Here is a 20,131-nt window from a genome sequence, read left to right as displayed (position 1 = left end):
CACCAACGATGGCCAAAAGGCCCGCTGGCGGAAAGAAGGTGAGAACCGCAAAGCCTAACAGAATGCACGCGTCTTACAAACGCACGTCATGGCCCGGATAAGGGTGACGGACTGTCACAGGTCCGTCAGATTTATTACCGGCTGTGCTAAAGTCCGCGGCCTGCAAATGCCGTACTTTCTCTCGGTTCGCTCATGTGGCCTGCCCGCTTGTTGCCCTGATCTGTCGACCGTTGAACACAATAAAATCAGAGATGCCGCTATGACAGCTTCGTCCGTTACCCCTTTGCAACGCCTTAAACGCACCAGCCTGGTGACGCAAATCATCATTGGCCTGATCGCCGGTATTGTCCTGGCATGGCTGGCGCCCGAGGTGGCCAAGTCCAGCGCCTTCATCGGCAACGTCTTCGTCTCCGCGCTCAAGGCCGTGGCGCCGATCCTGGTGTTCGTGCTGGTCATGGCGTCGATCGCCAACCACAAGCACGGCCAGGAAACCCATATCCGCCCCATCTTGTTCCTCTACCTGCTGGGCACGTTCGCCGCGGCGGTGGTCGCGGTGGTTGCCAGTACGTTGTTTCCGTCCAGCCTCGTGCTGACCACCCATGACGTCGCGGTCACCGCACCCGGCGGCATCAGTGAGGTCCTACAGGGCCTGTTGCTCAGCGTGGTGGACAACCCGGTCCGCGCCCTGCTCAACGGCAACTTCATCGGTATCCTGGCCTGGGCCATCGGCATGGGCATTGCCATTCGCCATGCTGGCCAGACCACGCGCACCGTGCTCGAAGACCTGTCCAACGGCGTGACCGTGATTGTGCGCCTGGTGATCCGCTTCGCCCCGCTGGGGATCTTCGGGCTGGTGGCCTCGACCCTGGCCACGTCCGGCTTCGGCGCCCTGCTCGGCTACCTGCACCTGCTGACCGTGTTGATCGGTTGCATGCTGTTCGTGGCGTTGGTGGTCAACCCACTCATCGTGTTCTGGAAACTGCGTCGCAACCCTTACCCGCTGGTGTTCACCTGCCTGCGCGAGAGTGGCATCACAGCGTTTTTCACCCGCAGCTCGGCGGCGAATATCCCGGTGAACCTGGAACTGAGCAAACGCCTGGGCCTGCACGAAGACACCTATTCGGTGTCGATCCCACTGGGCGCGACCATCAACATGGCCGGCGCTGCCATCACCATCACCGTACTGACCCTGGCCGCCGTACATACCTTGGGTATTGCAGTTGACCTGCCAACGGCCGTGCTGCTGAGCGTTGTCGCCGCCATTTGCGCCTGCGGTGCGTCCGGGGTGGCCGGCGGTTCGCTGTTGCTGATTCCCCTGGCGTGCAGCCTGTTTGGCATTCCCAGTGAGATCGCCATGCAAGTGGTCGCTGTGGGTTTCATCATCGGTGTCCTGCAGGACTCGGCGGAGACGGCGTTGAATTCGTCGACGGATGTGCTGTTCACGGCGGCGGCGTGCCTGGGTGAGGAAGCAAAGCTGGCGCGTACGGCGTAAAAGATCGGGGCAAACTCAACCCTATGGGACAACTGATCCACCGCCTTCGCGAGCAAGCCCGCTCCCACAAGGGTTATGTGGTGAATACAAAATCAATGTGGGAGCGGGCTTGCTCGCGAAGCAGGCGCCTCGGTCGATCAGAATCCCCCCAAATACCAAGGTCACAAAAAAGCCCGGGAACGGCCCAAACCGTCCCGGGCTTTTTCATGCTGGCGGGGTTAGAACGCGCCCATGTAGTCGCGCTTGCCCACTTCCACACCATTGTGGCGCAGCAATGCGTAGGTGGTGGTGACATGGAAGAAGAACTGCGGCAGGCCGTAGGTCAGCAGGTAGTTCTGGCCACTGAAGCGCTTCTCCTTCGGCGTCCCCGGACGGGTAACGATTTCGATGCCTTCCTTGCCATCGATCTGCGCAGGCGCGATGCCATCGATAAAGGCCAATACCTTGGCGATCAGGGCTTGCAGTTCGGCGAACGTGGTCTCGCTGTCGTCATATTTCGGCACTTCGATCTCGGCCAGGCGCGCGGACACACCCTTGGCGAAATCCACCGCGATCTGCACCTGGCGCACCAGCGGGAACATGTCCGGGTACAGGCGGGCTTGCAGGAAAGCGTTCGGGTCGATGTTTTTCGCGGTGGCGTGGGCTTCGGCCTTGTTCAGAACGTCGCTCAAGGCGTTGAGCATCTGCTTGAAAACCGGGACGGAAGCGGCGTACAGGGAAATAGTCATGGCAATCTCATGCAGGTGGCAGGAAAGAATGAATCAAACGGCAGCGATTATAGCCACGGCTGATTGCACGGCTTGTCTTTTATTGCGCAAGGATTAGGCTAGGCGGCTTCCACAGCATAGGGAACGCGCGATGAGCATCGAAGAACAACAGCAGGCTGAAGAACCACGGCTCAATAGCACGGAAATCCGCATCCTCGGCGCGCTGGTCGAGAAACAGGCCACCAACCCCGAGACCTACCCGCTGACCCTCAACGCCCTGGTACTGGCCTGCAACCAGAAAACCAGCCGCGAACCGGTGATGAACCTCAACCCCGGCCAGGTTGGCCAGAGCCTGCGGGCACTGGAAGGTCGCGGCTTTACCAAGCTGGTGATGGGCAGCCGCGCCGACCGCTGGGAACATCGGGTCGACAAAGCCCTGGAGCTGGTGCCGGCCCAGGTGGTCCTGATGGGCTTGCTGTTCCTGCGTGGCCCGCAAACGGTCAATGAGTTGCTGACCCGCAGCGGACGGATGCACGATTTTGAAGACGCCGAGCAAGTGGTGCACCAACTCGAACGCCTGATCTCCCGGGGGCTGGCGCTGCTGGTGCCACGCCAGGCCGGCCAGCGCGAGGACCGCTATGTGCACGCCATGGGCGACCCGGCGGACATCGAAGCGATTCTCGCCGCCCGCCAGCACCCGGTGGAGCGTGGCGTGGGCGGCGGTGTCTCGCTGGAGCGCATCGAAGAGCTCGAAGCGAGGATCGCCGCACTGGAAGAGCGCCTGGCAAGACTGGAGTAACTTACTGGAATTCCGGCAGGAGCTGTGTAGTCGCTGTCGAGTGCAACGAGGCTGCGATCTTGCAGCAGACAATTGAGTCGAAAGCCAAAGATCAAAATCAAAAGATCGCAGCCTTCGGCAGCTCCTACGCGGACCGGGCGAAAGCGACGGCTTTTTCGAATTGCTCCAGGTTGGGCCGCACGCCGGTGTACAGCACGAATTGCTCCAGGGCCTGGATCGCAATGACTTCCAGCCCGGTGATGACCCGTTTGCCTTCGGCCCGGGCGCGCACGATCAGTGGCGTTTCCGACGGGATCGCCACCACGTCGAACACGGTCTCGGCGGCGGCGATGGTCTCGGGCTCGAACGCCAACTGGTCGGCTTCCGGGCCGCCGGTCATGCCGATCGGCGTGACGTTGATCAGCATCTGCGGCCGTCGCGCACCCAGTTCCGCTTGCCATTCATACCCCAGGGATTCGGCCAAGGCTCGCCCTGCGGCTTCATTGCGGGCGACGATCAGCCCGTTTCTGTAGCCACCATCGCGCAAGGCACTGGCCACCGCCTTGGCCATGCCGCCGCTGCCGCGCAGGGCAAAAGTGGCGTCCTTGGGCACGGCGTGGCTTTGCAACAATTGGGCAATGGCAATGTAGTCGGTGTTGTAGGCCTTCAGATGACCGTTGGTATTGACGATGGTGTTGATCGACTGGATCGCGGCGGCGGAAGGGTCCAGCTCGTCCACCAAGGCGATGCAGGCTTCCTTGAACGGCATCGACACGCCGCAGCCACGAATGCCCAAGGCGCGGATACCGCCCACCGCGCCAGGCAGGTCCTGGCTGCTGAACGCCTTGTAATAGAAGTTCAGGCCCAGTTGCTCATACAAATGGTTATGAAAGCGCAGGCCAAAGTTTCCGGGACGCCCTGAGAGCGACATGCACAGCTGGGTGTCTTTGTTGGGGTTGATCTGCATGCGTGTCTCCTTGCATTCACTTTCGGACAAACGGAACGCCGCCCCGAAAGGTCTATTGGATGATGATACCGCCAGGTCCGGCCAGATCCAGGCTGCTGGATGACGCGGCGCGGTAAAAAAAGCGCTACAGACCTTACACAATATTTACCCAACGGCGGCGCAAATCCTGAGAAAATCGCTGTCATAGCAGTATCCCCGCGACGCTCATCGGGTCTGTCGCAGACCACAGGCGCCGGGGCCGAAACGAGGAACAGCCATGAATCGTAGACTTCCCATCATCGCCCTGCTCATGGGGGCACTCGCGGTCACCGGCCAGGCATCCGCCCACGGTCGTGGTGGTTGGGAGGGGCCCGCCGTGTTTGGTGCCATCGTCGGTTCGGCCATTGTCGGCTCGGCCATCATCAACCGTGATCGTCCGGTGTATGTGCAGCAACCGGTCTACGTGCAACCGCAACCGGTCTACTACCAGGCACCACCGCCGGTCTATTACCAACCGCAGCCGGTGTATGTAGAGCGGCCAATCTACTATCGCCCGGCACCGGTGTATTACGGGCCACCACGAGGCTACTACTATGGCCCACCCCGGGGTCATTACGGCCGTTGGTAACCCGCCTCCGAGTAACACAAAAAAGCCTGTGATCATTGATCACAGGCTTTTTCATGTCCGCGGGATAATCATTGTGGCGAGGGAGCTTGCTCCCTCGCCACAGGGCTTTGTCAGACGTGCTCACTGCTTTTCAGTCGGCTCGGCCCATGTTCCGCCGGTTCGTGCACAGGCTCCGCTACCACCGGAATCTCGTTGCCGTCACAATCATGCAGCTTGCCGTCGCTGAAATAATCGCCTTCGCGCAGCGCTGCCAAGTCCTGGTAGCGCAACACCCGCTCGGTGCCGGCGGCGAAGACTGACTGTTGGTCGGAATTGCCCGTGGTGAAGTGGTTGAACGCCAGGTTCAGCATGATCGCCATGATCGCCGAGGAACTGATGCCTGAATGGAAGATGGTCGCGAACCAGCTCGGGAAATGATCGTAGAAGTTCGGTGCGGCGATGGGAATCATGCCGAAGCCGATAGAAGTGGCGACGATGATCAGGTTGACGTTGTTGCGGTAGTCGACTTTCGACAGCGTGCGAATGCCACTGGCCGCCACCGTGCCAAACAATACGATGCCGGCACCGCCCAGCACCGAGGTCGGCACCGCGGCGATCACACGGCCCATGAACGGCAGCAGGCCGAGTACTACCAGGAATACCCCGCCGGTTGCCACCACGAAACGGCTCTTGATCCCGGTGACCGCCACCAGTCCGACGTTCTGGGCGAAGGCACTCTGGGTGAAGGAACCGAAGATCGGCGCGATCATGCTCGACAGCATGTCGGCCCGCAGACCGTTGCCCAGACGCCTCGAATCGACCTTGGTGTCGATGATCTCGCCCACCGCCAGGATGTCGGCAGAGGTTTCCACCAAGGTCACCATGATCACAATGCACATCGACAGGATCGCGGCGATATGGAATGTCGGCATGCCGAAATGGAACGGCGTCGGGAAGCCGAACATCGGGCCTTGGCTGACCGACGAAAAGTCCGCCATGCCGAGGAACACCGCGATGACCGTACCGATGACCATCGCCAACAGAATCGACAGCCGCGAGATGGTTGCGCTGCCCATCTTGCTCAGCAGCAGTACCAGCACCAGGGTCACCGCGGCCAGGCCAATGTTCGCCATGCTGCCGAAATCGGCGGCGTGGCTGTTGCCGCCCATCGCCCAACGCGCCGCCACCGGCATCAAGGTCAGGCCGATGGTGGTAATCACAATGCCCGTGACCAGTGGCGGAAAGAACCGGGTGATGCGAGAAAACACCGGAGTGATCAGCAAACCAATCAGGGACGCTGCGATCACCGCGCCGAGGATGGCTTGAAAGCCCCCCTCCCCGCCACTGCCGACAATCGCCACCATGGTCGCAACGCCCGAAAACGATACGCCCTGCACCAAGGGCAGTTGGCAGCCGAAAAACGGTAGTCCGAGGGTTTGCAGCAAGGTGGCCAGGCCTCCCGCGAACAACGACGCGGCAATCAACAGACCGATGTCCGCCGGCGACAGCCCGGCCGCCTGGCCGATGATCAACGGCACGGCGACGATGCCACCGTACATGGTCAACACATGTTGCAGGCCGTAAGCCATATTCGCGCCGACGCCGAGGTTTTCGTCCTCGGGCCGTGGGAGTGAAACATGGGGCGTTTTCATGGTTCGGGGATTCCCTGTTTTTTGTTATGGGCACACTGTATTCAAAACTCGGGACAAATGTCCATAGAGTTGTATACAACTTGTTGCATACCCATCAGGAACAGCGCCCCGACCCAGCGCCTTTTATGACTGCAGCAACCCCACCACCGCGGGCCGCAACAGCTCGCGCGGCGGTACGCGCAGGCTGAATTCCTGCTCCAGCAAATCGATCAACTCATCGGCATCAAGGATCACGCGCCGCTCACTCTCCTGCCCTATCCGGTGTACGGCATAGCTGTTGCCGTTAAGGGTCTTGCGCAACCCGTCGCCGGTGCGGGCCACCATCAACCGGCCCATGAACGGCGACTCAGGGTGATTGCAGACGTACCAATTGCCGACGGTGTAGTCGATGTCTTCCTGGCGTTGCAGGTCGAACAGGTACATCGGTCGCCATTCGTCGGCGACGTTGGCGCGCAATAAGTAACCGTCCGCGTGGGTCTCGATGCGGTACGGCTCATGGGGCGTGGCCTGGGCCTCACGACTATCGAGCAACAGCGGCGCGGTGGGCACCATGCCGCCAAAGCCGACGTCGGTGATGTAGCGCACACCCTCGATCGTCACCAGGCTCAGCCGATGGGTCCGGGCAGTCCAGGCGCCCTCAGGCGCATTCATCACCACGCGCCCGGTGATGCCGCGGGCGTCGTAACCCAGTGCTTGCAACAGCGCCAGGAACAGCTGGTTGAGTTCATAGCAATAGCCGCCGCGCCCCTCTTCGAAAACCTTGCGCTCGACCGATTCAAGGTCGATGGGCACGGGCTGACGCAGCAACGTCGACAGGGTTTCAAAGGGGAATTCGGCAGTATGGCGCCATTGCAGTTGACGCAAGGTGTCGAGGGTCGGCGCCGGTGGTGCGTCGAAACCCAGGCGCCGCAGATAACGAGCCGTATCGCTCAGTTGGGGATGACTCATGAGGGTGTCCTTTTCCAGGGTCGGCGCAGCGCTCACAAGCGCACTGCTATTGGGCGCCAGGTATAAGGCATTCCCCTCACAGAGACAACAATCGCCCCCGGTCAGCGCTGTTTGCGCGAAGCCAGCCGGATCCAGGTGGGTGCATGATCGCTGGGGTGGGGCTGGTTCCTGACCCAGGCATCCACGCCCGCCTCGCTCAGGTAGGCGCTGGCGGCCGGGTTGAGCAACAGGTGATCGATGCGCAGCCCGGAGTTCTTCTGCCAGTGCTGGCGAAAATAGTCCCAGAAGGTGTAGATCCGCTCCTCCGGATAAAGGTGGCGCAGCGAATCGGTCCAGCCCTGGTCCAACAAGCGCTGGTAGCATTCCCGGCTTTCGGGTTGCAACAGCGCATCCTTGAGCCAGGAGCGCGGGTTGTAGATGTCCATGTCGGTGGGCACCACATTGTAGTCACCGGCCAGCACTACGGGATGATCACTGGCCTGCAACCCTTGGGCATAGTCGATCAGCCGTTCGAACCAGGCCAGCTTGTAGTCAAACTTGGGACCCGGTTGCGGATTGCCGTTGGGCAAGTAAAGGCACCCTACCAACACGCCATGCACCGCCGCCTCCAGATAGCGACTGTGACTGTCGTCGTCCCCGCCGGGCAAGCCTCGGCGGCTCTCCAATGGCTGCGCACCGCGGGCCAGGATCGCGACACCGTTCCACGACGCCTGACCGTGCCAGATCGCCCCATACCCCACCGACTCCAGCTCCGCCGCCGGGAAGTCCTTGTCCCCCGCCTTGAGCTCCTGCAAACAGGCAATGTCGGGTTTCTCCCGCTCCAGCCATTCCAGCAGGTTGGGCAGCCGAGCCCGGATGCCATTGATGTTGAAGGTTGCGATCCGCAGGTTTTTCATAGGGCCCGTACTCGAAATGTCACGTTACTGGCTGTGACCGTCAATCCGTCGCGGTGGTTGCAACGAGTCTTCAAGAGCCGGTTTTCGGTAAGGGCCGACCGTTCTCCAGCAACTGTGCAAAAGCCTGTTTATCGATCGGCCGGCTGAGGAAATAGCCTTGTACCTCGTGGCATTGGTCCGAGCCCAATGAACCGAGCTGGGCCAGGGTTTCCACGCCTTCGGCAGTGACCGTCAGCCCCATGGCCTTGCCCAGGTTGATGATCGCCTGCACCACGGCGCGGTCGTTGCTGCTGTTGCTCATGGAGGCGATGAAGCGCTTGTCGATCTTGATGCCGTCGAATGGATAGGTGCGCAGGTAACCCAAGGACGAATAACCAGTACCGAAGTCATCCATGTTCAAGCGCACGCCCAGTTCCTTCAGGGCATTCATGACCTGCAGGGCGCCATCGACGTCGTTGAGCATCACGTTTTCAGTGATCTCGAGCTCCAGGCGACTCGCCGGGAAACGGGTTTCGATCAACACCTGTCGCACATCTTCCACCACGTCGCTGCGCTCGAACTGCGCCGGCGACAGGTTGACCGACACCATCAATTCCCCCGGCCAGGTCAGCGCGGTTTCGCAGGCCTCACGCAACACCCAACGCGACAGCGGGACAATCAGGTCGGTTTGCTCGGCCAACGGAATAAAGGCATCGGGGCCCAACAAGCCTTGCGTTGGATGCTGCCAGCGAACCAACGCCTCGACCGCCACGATCTCCCGACCATCGACGGTGTAGCGCGGCTGGAAATGCAGGACGAATTCATTTTTCTTCACGGCCTGGCGCAGGTCGCTTTCCAGTTGGCGACGGTGCTGGATCTGATCGTTCATTTGCGAGGCGAAATAGCACCAGGTTCTCTTGCCCTCTGACTTGGCCTGGTACAAGGCAATGTCGGCGCAGCGGATCAGTTCACCGGGCACATAACCCTGACGACGACTGACGGCGATGCCGATGCTGGCACCGATGTGCAGCGAATGGGTTTCGTAGAGGATCGGCTGCTGCAAGCTGTCGATCAACCGCTCACAGAATCGATCGATTTCCGTGGTGTGCTCCATGCCGTTGAGCACCACCACGAACTCGTCGCCCCCCAGCCGCGCCACCAGGTCTTGCTCGCGGGTGCTGTCACGCAGCCGCTGAGCCACTTCCAGCAACACCGCGTCGCCGGCCGGGTGGCCAAGGGAATCGTTGATTGGTTTGAAGTTGTCCAAGTCCACCATCAGTAACGTCAGGGGGGCGGCATGTTCCTTGGCCACCAGCGCATCATCCAGGTACCGCGCCAGCTTGTTGCGGTTCGGCAAGCCGGTCAGTGCATCGTGCATCGACAGATGCTGGACCTGGGCATGGGCCGCCACTTCATCGGTGATGTCACTGGCCGTACCGCGATAGCCCACCACTTCGGTCTTGGTGTAGATCGGGCGTGCCGACACGCGACAGAAACGCAATTGCCCGGAATGATCACGGTAGGAGCAGCGCAAGTTGCTGGTGCTCTGCTCCTCCGTCAGCTTGCCCAGCCAAAGGGCGATTGGCGTGGTGTCGCAATACAGCAGTTGCTCGATGTCCTGCCCCAGCCATTGCTGGTCGGAAAACCCGGTGACCGTATTGAAACGCGCCGACAGGTACGTGATGCGCTGCTGCCCGTCGATTTCCCAGATCCAGTCGGAAGCCGCCTCGGCCACGGCCCGGAAGCGCTCCTCGCTGGCCTCGAGGGCGTGCGCGGACCTTTCCAGGCTGTCGTAACTGGCGTCCACATGCCGTGCCGTGCGCAACGCATAACGAAAGAAGTAAGCGGTCAGCAGGGCCAGGATCAACAGCGCGGCCCCCAGCGGCGGCACCAGGGACCAGAGCAATTGCTGGCCCGGACGCTCGAGTCGGGACACCAGGCTGTAGCCGGTACTGTCCAGCGGCACGGCCGGCTGGCCGGGCTCGAGCTCGGTGTCTTTCTTGAGATTCAAGTCGGTGAGGCCATAACTCTTGCCCATCTTGCGCAGCTTGACGGGGGTCAGTTGGTCGACGAACAGCAACACCGAGGTGCCTTTGGCCTCGACCTGGGGCCTTTCGTCGTTGGGCAGGATCACCGACGCCGTGACGACGGCCGGCCAGCCCTCGAACAATGTGTAGCGGATCGTCGACATCGTCAGGTCGGGCTGTGCCTGGAGTTGGCCCACCAGCTCGGCCAGCGGCGTGTCCATATAAACCGAGGCGTCATCCTCGACATTGCGTCCACGCACCACAGCATATTTGGTGCGTTGCCGATCGATGACAAACACGCCTTCGTATTCGTCATTGGTGAACAGGGTCTTGCCCATGTTCTGTTCGGCGTAGGCCCACTGCACATTGACTTCACCGTTGAGGTGGTCATAAGCCGTGGTCCAATAGGCATAACTGGCAATGTAGTTTTTCGATGCGGTGATGCGATTCTCGAGGGCGCGCTCGATATAGAAATGCGTCTTGCGCACGTCCTCCGCGTCGAGCTTTTGCGCGATGTTGAACAGCGCGGCGATCGCCACCAGGACGCCCAGGACAAACAGTCCCGCGACGGCCACGACCAGGCGACGAGTAATGGGGGTGTGACGTGCGGTGCCTGAAGGGGTATCGGCAGTGGAATCCATTGACCTGCTCCTATCCTGTCAACGCTGGCCTCGGTGCCTGGGAAGATAAGGACCGGGGCCAGTCGCTCCTAACCTTAGCAGCCACTGCTCGATCCGTTGGCGAGCCCACGGTGTTTTGCGAAAGAGCCTACACGCTGCTTGAGACCCGCCCGCGCGATGCCTGAATAGTTGACCGTGGCAGGCTGCCGATGATTCCAACCGATCTCAACGATCCGAACGCGCCAAGCTGTCGAACCCGCCTTCGGTCGATAACACCGCCACCCGGTTGCGGCCGCTGTGCTTGGCCTGGTAAAGCGCCGCATCGGCGCGCTGGATGAAGACTTCGATGCTGTCCAGGCTGCTAGGCACAAAGGCATAGCAGCCCAGGCTCACCGTGAGGTAGCCGGTCGGGGAGCCGGAATGGGTGATGTGCCTGTCGATGACAGTGCGCCGGATCTGCTCGGCCAACGCCATGGCCCCCGAAAGATTGGTGTCAGGCAACAGCACGGCAAACTCTTCGCCGCCATACCGTACCGCCAGGTCGGCCTTGCGATGGCAACAACTCTTGAGCACCTTGGCCACTTCCGCCAGGCAATGATCCCCGGCCACGTGCCCATAGGCGTCGTTGTAGTGCTTGAAGAAATCGATGTCGAGCATGATCAGGCTCAAGGGGCTGCGCTGACGGGCGCCCCGGCCGAACTCGATATCCAGGGCCCGCTCGAACAACCGCCGGTTCGCCAGCCCGGTGAGGCTGTCGTGAGTGGCAATCAGTTCCAAGGCTTCCTGGGCCTTGCGCAAGTCCGCCTCGATCTTTTCGCTGTTACGGACCTGGCGCACGAATACCCAGCCGAACAAGCAGATGCCCAGGACCACCAAGCCCACGATGAGGCTGGATTGGAAAGCCCGGTCGTGCCAGCCCGCGAGAATCGCCTCTTCGGACATCGCGGCGGTGACCACCAGCGGATAAGCCTGCAAATGTTGGTGCCCATACAACCTGATGACGCCGTCGATGGTTGAACGGATGATCGCATCGCCAGACATGCCGCCGGTCAGGGCATGGTTGTAGATATGCTCCTCGTCCAACGGGCGGCCGATCCGCGCCTCATCGAAGGGGCGACGGGCCAACAGTGTCCCGTCAGACAAAGCCAGGGCCATCTCGCCTTGCTCATCCAGGCTGAAGCTTTTAAAGAACCGGTCGAAGTAGGACATCTTGATGCCGGCCATCAACACGCCCTGGAAGTTGCCGTCTTGATCATTCAGGCGTCGGGAAACCGGAATGATCCAGTCGCCGTTTTGCCGACTGCGGACCGCCGGGCCGATATGGGCGATCAGGGAAGCATTCTGTTGATGGAAAGCGAAATACTCTCGATCCGCCACCCCTGCTCCCCTGTGCAGGTAGTCGAAGGAGGTGGTGATCCAGTGACCGTGCTTGTCGAACAGGAACAACCCATGCAACTGCTCGAGCGATTGCACGCGGCGGGCGAGGGTTTGTTGCAAGCGTGGCAATACCGCGGGGCCGACCCCATCGATCTGGATCCAATCCGCCAGGCTGGCCAGGACCAGATCGGCCTGGAGGAAGGTGTCCTGGGCCTGCTGGGCCATGGCCCGGGTAAGGGTGGCCGAGGCGATGCGGGCCGACTCCAGATCGTGGCGACGGGACTGCTCCAACTGCAGGAAAAGCAAACCGCACAGGCACAAGCACACCGCCGCGATAAACGTCACCGCGGCCTTGAGCAACGGCAGGCGTTTCAGGGCGCCACCAGGGGTATGGAAAGGATCGTAAATGGGGATAGGCAAGCGAGTTCCTGAAGGGGGCAAAAGCATGAGCAAATTCGCCCATAACCCTTAATATTCGTGAGCTTAGCCTACCGCTTGTTAGGCGGCAATTTGCCTGTGCAACGGAGCCGATGGGTGGCTTGAGTGGATCCAAAATGCCGCCCGCCAACCGACTGAAATGCGCGTTCCTGAATGAAGAAGTACCCGTGTTTACAAGCAAACCTTCCTGGGGGCTATCTAAATTGCGTAACGCCCCATAACGTATGGGCGCCTTCGACTTTTAAGTGCCCCGCTGCCCATGAGCAAATCGACCCGAACCGATGACAAACAGCCCTTGACCCGACCTGGCGCCGTCAGCTTGCGCGAAGCGTTCTGGTTCTGGCTCAAACTGGGCTTCATCAGTTTCGGCGGCCCTGCGGGGCAGATCTCGATCATGCACCAGGAACTGGTGGAACGTCGGCGCTGGATTTCCGAACGGCGCTTCCTGCATGCCCTCAATTACTGCATGTTGCTGCCAGGGCCCGAGGCCCAGCAACTGGCAACCTACCTGGGCTGGTTGATGCACCGAAGTTGGGGTGGCGTGATCGCCGGGGCGTTGTTCGTACTGCCTTCACTGTTCATTCTCATCGCCTTGTCGTGGCTGTACGTCGCCTTTGGCGAAGTGCCGGTGGTGGCGGGTATTTTCTATGGCATCAAGCCTGCCGTGACGGCCATCGTGGTGCATGCCGCCCACCGGATCGGCTCCCGCGCGCTCAAGAACAATTGGCTGTGGGCGATCGCGGCGGCATCGTTCACGGCGATCTTTGCCTTTGATCTCCCCTTCCCGTTGATCGTACTGGGTGCGGCTGCCGTCGGTTATTTCGGCGGTCGCTGGGCACCGGATAAATTCAGCCTGGGCGGCCACGCTACCCAGCACAAGTCCTTCGGCCCCGCCTTGATCGACGACGAAACGCCAACCCCGGACCACGCCCGGTTCAGCGCTACCAGGTTGGCCCGGCTGGTCGTCGTCGGCGCGCTGTTGTGGGTCGTGCCAATGGGCCTGCTGACCGCTGTGTTCGGTTGGGACGGCACATTGACACAAATGGCCTGGTTCTTTACCAAGGCCGCATTGTTGACCTTCGGCGGCGCCTATGCGGTTTTGCCCTACGTCTACCAAGGCGCCGTCGGACACTTCGGCTGGCTGACCCCGACACAAATGATCGACGGCCTGGCCCTGGGCGAAACCACCCCCGGGCCGCTGATCATGGTCGTGGCCTTCGTCGGCTTCGTCGGCGGCTACGTGATGCAGGTGTTCGGCCCCGAACAGGCCTTTCTTGCCGGGGCCGTCGCGGCCACGCTGGTGACCTGGTTTACGTTCCTGCCCTCGTTCCTGTTCATCCTGGCCGGCGGCCCGCTGGTGGAATCGACCCACAACGCATTGAAATTCACCGCGCCGCTGACGGCGATTACCGCAGCGGTGGTCGGAGTGATCCTTAACCTGGCGTGCTTCTTCGGTTACCACGTGCTCTGGCCCAACGGTTTTGCAGGGGCCCTGGACTGGCCATCGGCAATCATCGCAATTGCCGCGGCCGTGGCGCTGTTTCGCTACAAGCGCGGGGTGATCCAGGTCTTGCTGGCGTGCGGCCTGGCCGGGCTGGCGGTGCATTTGCTGCGCTAATGGCCTGTACGGTTAATTCGAGTACTCAAATTCGAGTGCCAGGGCTTGCCAGGCAAGGCGCCATGACGAGTCGTAGCCCGCTACGGCGAGGAATGGCAACGCAGACTGGCAAGTTCTGGCGCCGAAGTTGAGTGCACGAATTAGCCACACAGGCCACTAGACGAGGCGCTTGCTCAGGTACGTCGCCGAAGCCGGGCACAAGGTCTTGAACTGGGCCGTCGCGCTGATCGAAGCGGGCGCCAGCGAGCGGTCCCCCGGCTGATAGCCCTGGCCGGTAAAAAACGCGGCGGCGCTCTCGGTCAGCAAGTGAAGCCGCTCTGCCCCCTCGCGTTTTGCAAACGCTTCGATAGCGGCCAGCACCGCCGCACCAGTGCCCTTGCCTCGCAGCCCCTCAAGCACAACCAGCGAGCGCAGCAACCGCTCGGCGCCCTCTCCTTCTATGCCGGCAAACGCCACTTCAACGCCTTGGTGGCTGAAGCTGAAGAACTGTCGGCCAGGATACGTCAGGTCGTCCACAGGTAGGCCGGCCAAGGTAAGCGCATCGCGCAGTGGTTCCAGGTGGTTATTGCTTAGAGCTGTCATACGCATGGTTTGGGCTCGCTCCTATTCATTGGTTATCCTCTATTTTGGTTACAACCGACAGGGTGAATAGGAGGATGGAATTCCAATAACATGTCCCATCGTCAGGCACTGGAGATAACCGTGAGCCTTTTTTCGATGAGCTGATGGAAAGCGTGCAACAGATGGACGAACTCGTCCACGCTAAGCAGCTACCGTCACCTTCCGGCAACCCACCACCTCATGACCCAGCGCAAACGAACCCCCCAGCCCATCAGCTAAGCTCAACCTATCATCACGACAGGGAATCGACATGAGCAAGGCAGACGAGCTAGCGGCCAAACTGAGGAAAACCCAGCAGACCCGCGCGGATACCGACAACTGTGCCGACCTGGCAATCGAGCACTGGCCCGCCCAGGTCTACGAACTGTATCGCCAGATCGAAATCTGGCTGGCGCCCGTGTGCGAGGCCGGCCTGGATATCCGGCGCAATCCCACCCACGTATTTGAAAGTCATTCCAGCGGTTCGACATACAACTACGCGATCGATCAACTGGTGATCGAAGGCAATCATCGCCGCATTTCATTCGACCCGATTGCGCGTTTTTCGCCCCAGGGCGAGGGCTGCATTGAAGTCCATATGAAGGGACAGGAACACTGCATCGTGCGCTCGCTCGGCGAGCATGGCGAATCGCTTTGGCATATCCAAGCCCTGCGATCGGCCGGGCAACCGCGTCCTGATCCTATCATTCTGGACGAGGACACTTTGCTCTCGCTGATAGAAGAAGGCCTCGGCCTTTAAGGCAAATGGGCGACTCTTGAGGTTAATGCCAGTCAGCTAAGCAGTAATCCTGTGGGAGCAGAGCTTGCTCGCGATTGCGGTAAGCCAGCCGACTACGATATTGGCGACTCTGCCGCTATCGCGAGCAAGCTTTGCTCCCACAGGATTTATGCCGTTTGCTGCTTAACTGACAGGCACTAACCCTAGAGTTCACCCATTTTCATCGCGGCGCTGATTCAAGCGTTGAGTCGGGCCCGGGAACCAGTAGCGTCAATGCTTGCGCCGGTCTTCCCACAAGTTTATTCAAGGCATTGTCGATTTCGTCAGCCGCACCTTGCGTATATTGGGCATCTGCCCAGCCCCAGTACGGATCGGATATCAGCCCGCCCACGGCGTGTGCGCACAATTCATCGCTACTGATGCCCATCTTCCCGGCAGCAGCGATCACAGCCATCAGGGCTTGTTCTAATTGGGAAATTCGCTCGGTAGTCACAATCAACCAACATGCTGGATAGACAGACCCCGAGCATAACAAGCCATCAATGTGCCACCAAGCTCAGGCGCCCAACGGTCGCCCTCTCCTGGCTTACCGGACTGGCCTCAATCCGCCGCGCTATAAGAGGCCGTATCCGAAATCGACGAAGGCTCTCGGACCGCTGAACGAGCAGCCAGCACCGTCAGCACCGCGGCCAACCCCAACACGGCCGCACTGGTTTCGAACGTCGCGCGATAGCCATTCAGATCAAACAGAACGCCACCCACGGTCGCGCCTCCGGCGATGGCAAGTTGGACGATCGCCACCATCAGGCCGCCGCCGGCTTCGGCATCTTCCGGCAGCGTTCGCGAAAGCCAGGTCCACCAGCCGACGGGCGCGGCCGTGGCCGCCAGGCCCCACAGGCCGAGCAAGAGCGTCGTGACCGTGACCGATCCGCCGAACCCCACCAGGGCCATGGCAATCGCGGCCATCAGCAGAGGGATGACGATGAGCGTTCGATAGAGGTTGTTTTTCAAGCAGGCGCCGATCAGGAATGTGCCCAGCAGCCCCGCCACACCGATCACCAGCAGCATGAAGGACAGCGTGGATACGCTCACTTGTGTCACCGACTCGAGGAACGGTCGCAGGTAGGTGAACAGCATGAACTGGCCCATGAAAAACGTGCTGACCGCCAGCATCCCCAGCGCGACCGATGTCCGGGCCATCAACTTGAAGGCGTTGGTGCTACCCCGCTTCGCCTGCGAAGGCATGGCGGGCAGGCGTAACAGCAGCCAGACCAGGGCGATGGCAGCAACAGGCACGATGCAGAAAAACGCGCCACGCCAGCCAATAATCGCCCCGAGGAAACTGCCCAGCGGCGCCGCGACCACCGTCGCCAAGGCGTTGCCGCCGTTGACGATGGCCAGCGCTTGCGGGACGTTATCTTCCGGCACGAGCCGCATGGCCGTGGCCGCCGACAGCGACCAGAAGCCGCCAATCGCCACGCCGATCAACGCACGTCCGACCATGAATACCGCGTAGTTTGGTGCGAACGCCACCACGGCACCAGAAACGATCATCAGCAAGGTCAGCCCCAGCAGGAGCCATTTGCGGTCAACCCGGGCGGCAATCGAGGCGATGAAGAGGCTGGTGATCAGGGCAAAGGCGCCAGAGACGGCAATGCCTTGACCAGCCTGCCCTTCGCTGACCTGAAGATCCGCCGCCACCGGCGTCAGCAAGCTGACCGGCATGAACTCCGAAGCCACCAGCACGAACGCGGCGAGGGCCATGGCAAATACCGCGCCCCAGGCGGGCGGGTCTTGTGGCAATGATTTATCGGTCATTTGAATGACAATCCTGTATTTCTTGATGAACCTGTGGGAGCGAGCTTGCTCGCGATGACGGCGGCACATTCACACCACCGCCCCAAGGCAGACCGCTATCGCGAGCAAACTCGCTCCCACCGTCTTGAATGGCGGCGTTCCCCCATTTCGTGCCCGCTATCTTCATCGCCCAGGTCAATGTGCAGGTAGTGCATACCGATGAGATTCTTGCCTGATCCTGGGAGTTGTTCCCGCGCATATAGGCAACGCTTCGCCTAGCGCGTTAATGTCCTGCCTATAGCGATTGATCCGAGACGACACCCGGAGCCGACATGGCCACTCAACGCAGATCCATACAAGAAACATTGACCGCCATCATCGACGACTGGACCCCACACCCGGGCGACGTCGAAACGCCCATTCCCGGCCTCGCCTTCTTCCGACGTGAAGCCCCGGCACCGCCGGTGATTTGCATGATCGAGCCGAGCATCGTGCTGGTGGCCCAAGGCGTGAAGCAGGTGTGGATCGGTGGCGAGGCCTATGGCTACGACACCGGGCGCTTCCTCATGACCTCGCTGGACATCCCGGCCAATTCCGAAGTGCTGCAGGCAAGTCCCGAACAACCCTGCCTGGGCTTGGTCCTGAGGCTCGACTTGCGCATGGTGGCCGACCTGATCGCCCAAGGCAGCCTATCGCCCCCGCGTGATCGAGCGGTTGGGATTGGCGCGGGCATCGGCACCGCGACGCCCGACCTTTTGGCGCCGTTCGCACGCCTGCTGGCGTTGTTGGAAGAACCCGAAGCGATCCCCATACTGGCACCGTTGATCCAGCGCGAGATCCACTACCGTCTGCTGCTCAGCGACCAGGCCGCGCGGCTACGGCAGATCGCCTCGGTCGATAGCCAGGGCTACCGGATCGCCAAGGCCATCGATTGGTTGAAACTCAACTACACCGAGCCCGTGCGCGTAGATGACCTCGCGGCGCGGGTGCAAATGAGCGCGCCGACGTTTCACCACCACTTCCGCCAGCTCACAGCGATGAGCCCGCTGCAATACCAGAAGTGGCTGCGGTTGAACGAAGCAAAACGCTTGATGCTCAACGAGCACGTGGACGTGGCGAGTGCGGCCTTCAAAGTGGGTTATGAAAGCCCTTCCCAGTTCAGCCGCGAATATGCCCGCTTGTTTGGTGCACCGCCCAAGCGAGACATCGCGGCGTTGCGCGGGCTAGGCAATCACACCAAGGCGGTTTGATTGATCCGGGCTTGATCCATTGTGGCTTGATCCATTGTGGCGAGGGAGCTTGCTCCCGCTGGGCTGCGTAGCGGCCCGCTTTTTTGTGAGCGCTTCGCACTCAAGCGGGAGCAAGCTCCCTCGCCACAAGGGCCAACTTTCACCCGTCAAATCGCGGCAACATGCTCCAGGCTGTTCAAGACATTAAGCTTGCCAGCCCCCTGCGCCAACGCCACACACTTCAACGCCAGGATCATCGTCGGATCAACAAGCGCCACCCTATGCCCGTTGATCTCGAACGCCTCGCAATGCCCCAGCACCAGCGGCAACTCCGTGCACCCCAGGATCAGCACGCCCGCGCCCAACTCGCACAAATGCTCGGCCGCCAGCAACAGTTGCTCCTTGCAAAGGCCTTGCGTGAAGCCGGCCTTGATACCCCGCGGTCCGTAGATAGCGTCCATGACCATCGCCTGATAATCGACACCGGGCGTGAGGACCTGGAGCCCGGCATGACGCGCCGCCTGGTGATAGACCTGGCTCTGCAGCGTACCGGACGTGGCCAGCAGGCCAATCGCCTGGCCCGAACCATGGGTGCGCGCAATCCACTCCACCGTCTCGCTCAACATGTTCACGATGGGCACCCTCAAGTGTGCCTGGATCCGCTCGACGAAGGCATGGGCGGTGTTGCAGGGAATCGCGATGGCGTTGGCGCCGGCGCTTTCAAGACGTTTGCAGGTGGCATACATCGCCATCGTCGGATCGGTCTCGTCCCGCAGCAGGCTGGCCGTCCGATCCGGTATCTGCGGGTTTTGCTCGACCACCATCTTGATGTGGTCCTGGTCCTTTCCCGCTGGCGTGTTGGCCACCACCTTGGCCATGAAATCCACCGTGGCAGCAGGCCCGACGCCGCCCACGATGCCCAGCTTGAAGGGTGGGCGCATGGGCTGCTGGTCCAGCGTCGCGAAGTCGGCGTAGATCTCATTGATGTCAAGCACGGTAATCCCGCGACGCTGCAAATCGGCACACACCAGGGACAGCTCGGTCATGCCGGGCAGGATCACCGTCGCCCCCTGGGCCTGCAACGACAGGCACGCCTGGTAGACCGCTTCAAGCGGCGCGCCCTCGAGGTGACCGTCCTTGATGCCGTTGAGACCGTACATCGCCTCCATCAACTTCGCTTGAGTGTCTGCGTCGGGGTAAACAATCTGGAAGTCTTTCCCGAAATGTCGCTCGAACAATCCGCAATGGCGCACGAAGACGGAGGCGATCACCCCCAACGTCGTCCGGGGCGACACCGTATGGCGGACGTGCCGGGCCAAGGCCACCATCATGTCCAGCACCGGAATGCCCAGTTCCTCCTCGATTTCAGCGCGAAATGTCTGGCTGGCAAAGCACGGAAGCATCACCGCATCGAAGCCACTGTCCTCGAACGACTTGCACACCTGGAACACATAGAACTTTCGCGACGTCATGCTCGCGCCTTGGTCCAGCGGCAGCAGCACGTCCTTGAAGGGGTGCTGCTCGAACAGGAAATGGTAGCGACCCTGATCCTCGAGCACCGCCCGGGACTTGACCAACTTGTAGAACAGATCGCCCCCGGCCAATGACCCTAGCCCGCCAACGATGCCCAACTTGCGCACCATGGGAGCCTGTTGACGCGATCTCGATTTAGCCTTCATGA

The 20,131-nt window shown here is 61.1% G+C and carries 16 protein-coding genes; 6 read left to right on the top strand and 10 right to left on the bottom strand.

All coding sequences use genetic code 11. The features are described from left to right. Positions 1-259: 259 nt before the first annotated feature. Positions 260-1,492, top strand: coding sequence for a serine/threonine transporter SstT (sstT, locus tag HU767_RS01190; RefSeq protein ID WP_186708321.1), 1,233 nt, complete (start codon positions 260-262; stop codon positions 1,490-1,492). 218 nt (positions 1,493-1,710) lie between these two features. On the opposite strand, the gene HU767_RS01185 is transcribed toward sstT, so the two are convergent. Beyond that, positions 1,711-2,220, bottom strand: a complete 510-nt coding sequence (locus HU767_RS01185) for a DUF1993 domain-containing protein (RefSeq protein WP_186708319.1) — start codon at positions 2,218-2,220, stop codon at positions 1,711-1,713. Between the two features lie 130 nt (positions 2,221-2,350). Here HU767_RS01185 and HU767_RS01180 point away from each other — a divergent pair, with 130 nt between their 5' ends. After that, positions 2,351-2,998, top strand: coding sequence for a DUF480 domain-containing protein (locus tag HU767_RS01180; RefSeq protein ID WP_186728260.1), 648 nt, complete (start codon positions 2,351-2,353; stop codon positions 2,996-2,998). Between the two features lie 124 nt (positions 2,999-3,122). Here HU767_RS01180 and HU767_RS01175 read toward each other — a convergent pair whose 3' ends face one another. Continuing rightward, a complete protein-coding gene (locus tag HU767_RS01175) occupies positions 3,123-3,944 on the bottom strand; it encodes a shikimate 5-dehydrogenase (protein WP_186728259.1) in 822 nt (273 codons plus the stop codon). Between the two features lie 256 nt (positions 3,945-4,200). On the opposite strand from HU767_RS01175, the gene HU767_RS01170 reads away from it, so the two are divergent. Continuing rightward, on the top strand, positions 4,201-4,551 hold the full coding sequence (locus tag HU767_RS01170) for a hypothetical protein (protein WP_063322141.1): 351 nt from the start codon (positions 4,201-4,203) through the stop codon (positions 4,549-4,551). A gap of 110 nt (positions 4,552-4,661) precedes the next feature. Here the strand turns inward: HU767_RS01170 and HU767_RS01165 are convergent, their stop codons facing one another. The 5 genes from HU767_RS01165 to HU767_RS01145 all read right to left on the bottom strand — a co-directional run bounded on the left by HU767_RS01165 (position 4,662) and on the right by HU767_RS01145 (position 12,449). Continuing rightward, positions 4,662-6,182, bottom strand: coding sequence for a nucleobase:cation symporter-2 family protein (locus HU767_RS01165; RefSeq protein WP_186728258.1), 1,521 nt, complete (start codon positions 6,180-6,182; stop codon positions 4,662-4,664). Between the two features lie 123 nt (positions 6,183-6,305). Further along, a complete protein-coding gene (locus HU767_RS01160; protein WP_186728257.1) occupies positions 6,306-7,130 on the bottom strand; it encodes an arylamine N-acetyltransferase in 825 nt (274 codons plus the stop codon). 101 nt (positions 7,131-7,231) lie between these two features. After that, positions 7,232-8,026: an exodeoxyribonuclease III gene (xth, locus tag HU767_RS01155; RefSeq protein WP_186728256.1), complete on the bottom strand. Its 795-nt coding sequence runs from the start codon at positions 8,024-8,026 to the stop codon at positions 7,232-7,234. Between the two features lie 70 nt (positions 8,027-8,096). After that, on the bottom strand, positions 8,097-10,673 hold the full coding sequence (locus tag HU767_RS01150) for an EAL domain-containing protein (RefSeq protein ID WP_186728255.1): 2,577 nt from the start codon (positions 10,671-10,673) through the stop codon (positions 8,097-8,099). A gap of 204 nt (positions 10,674-10,877) precedes the next feature. Next, positions 10,878-12,449 (bottom strand): GGDEF domain-containing protein, encoded by a 1,572-nt coding sequence (locus HU767_RS01145; protein ID WP_186728254.1) that lies wholly within the window; start codon positions 12,447-12,449, stop codon positions 10,878-10,880. A gap of 277 nt (positions 12,450-12,726) precedes the next feature. Between HU767_RS01145 and chrA the strand changes: the two genes are divergently transcribed. Next, on the top strand, positions 12,727-14,085 hold the full coding sequence (chrA, locus tag HU767_RS01140; RefSeq protein WP_186728253.1) for a chromate efflux transporter: 1,359 nt from the start codon (positions 12,727-12,729) through the stop codon (positions 14,083-14,085). Between the two features lie 156 nt (positions 14,086-14,241). Here chrA and arsN2 read toward each other — a convergent pair whose 3' ends face one another. Further along, positions 14,242-14,673, bottom strand: coding sequence for an arsenic resistance N-acetyltransferase ArsN2 (gene arsN2, locus HU767_RS01135; RefSeq protein ID WP_186728252.1), 432 nt, complete (start codon positions 14,671-14,673; stop codon positions 14,242-14,244). A 283-nt stretch (positions 14,674-14,956) separates the two neighbouring features. Here arsN2 and HU767_RS01130 point away from each other — a divergent pair, with 283 nt between their 5' ends. Next, a complete protein-coding gene (locus tag HU767_RS01130) occupies positions 14,957-15,445 on the top strand; it encodes a hypothetical protein (protein ID WP_186728251.1) in 489 nt (162 codons plus the stop codon). A gap of 579 nt (positions 15,446-16,024) precedes the next feature. On the opposite strand, the gene HU767_RS01125 is transcribed toward HU767_RS01130, so the two are convergent. Continuing rightward, positions 16,025-17,242, bottom strand: a complete 1,218-nt coding sequence (locus HU767_RS01125; protein WP_186728250.1) for an MFS transporter — start codon at positions 17,240-17,242, stop codon at positions 16,025-16,027. 311 nt (positions 17,243-17,553) lie between these two features. Between HU767_RS01125 and HU767_RS01120 the strand changes: the two genes are divergently transcribed. Continuing rightward, the gene (locus HU767_RS01120) at positions 17,554-18,471 is read left to right on the top strand and encodes an AraC family transcriptional regulator (RefSeq protein ID WP_186728249.1); all 918 of its coding nucleotides are present in this window, start codon (positions 17,554-17,556) and stop codon (positions 18,469-18,471) included. A 146-nt stretch (positions 18,472-18,617) separates the two neighbouring features. Here the strand turns inward: HU767_RS01120 and HU767_RS01115 are convergent, their stop codons facing one another. Next, positions 18,618-20,129 (bottom strand): amino acid racemase, encoded by a 1,512-nt coding sequence (locus HU767_RS01115; RefSeq protein ID WP_186728248.1) that lies wholly within the window; start codon positions 20,127-20,129, stop codon positions 18,618-18,620. Positions 20,130-20,131: the final 2 nt, after the last annotated feature.

The organism is Pseudomonas sp. SWRI179 (genome assembly GCF_014268705.1).
Taxonomy (GTDB): domain Bacteria; phylum Pseudomonadota; class Gammaproteobacteria; order Pseudomonadales; family Pseudomonadaceae; genus Aquipseudomonas; species Aquipseudomonas zanjanensis.
This window is presented reverse-complemented; position numbering and strand designations above follow the sequence as displayed.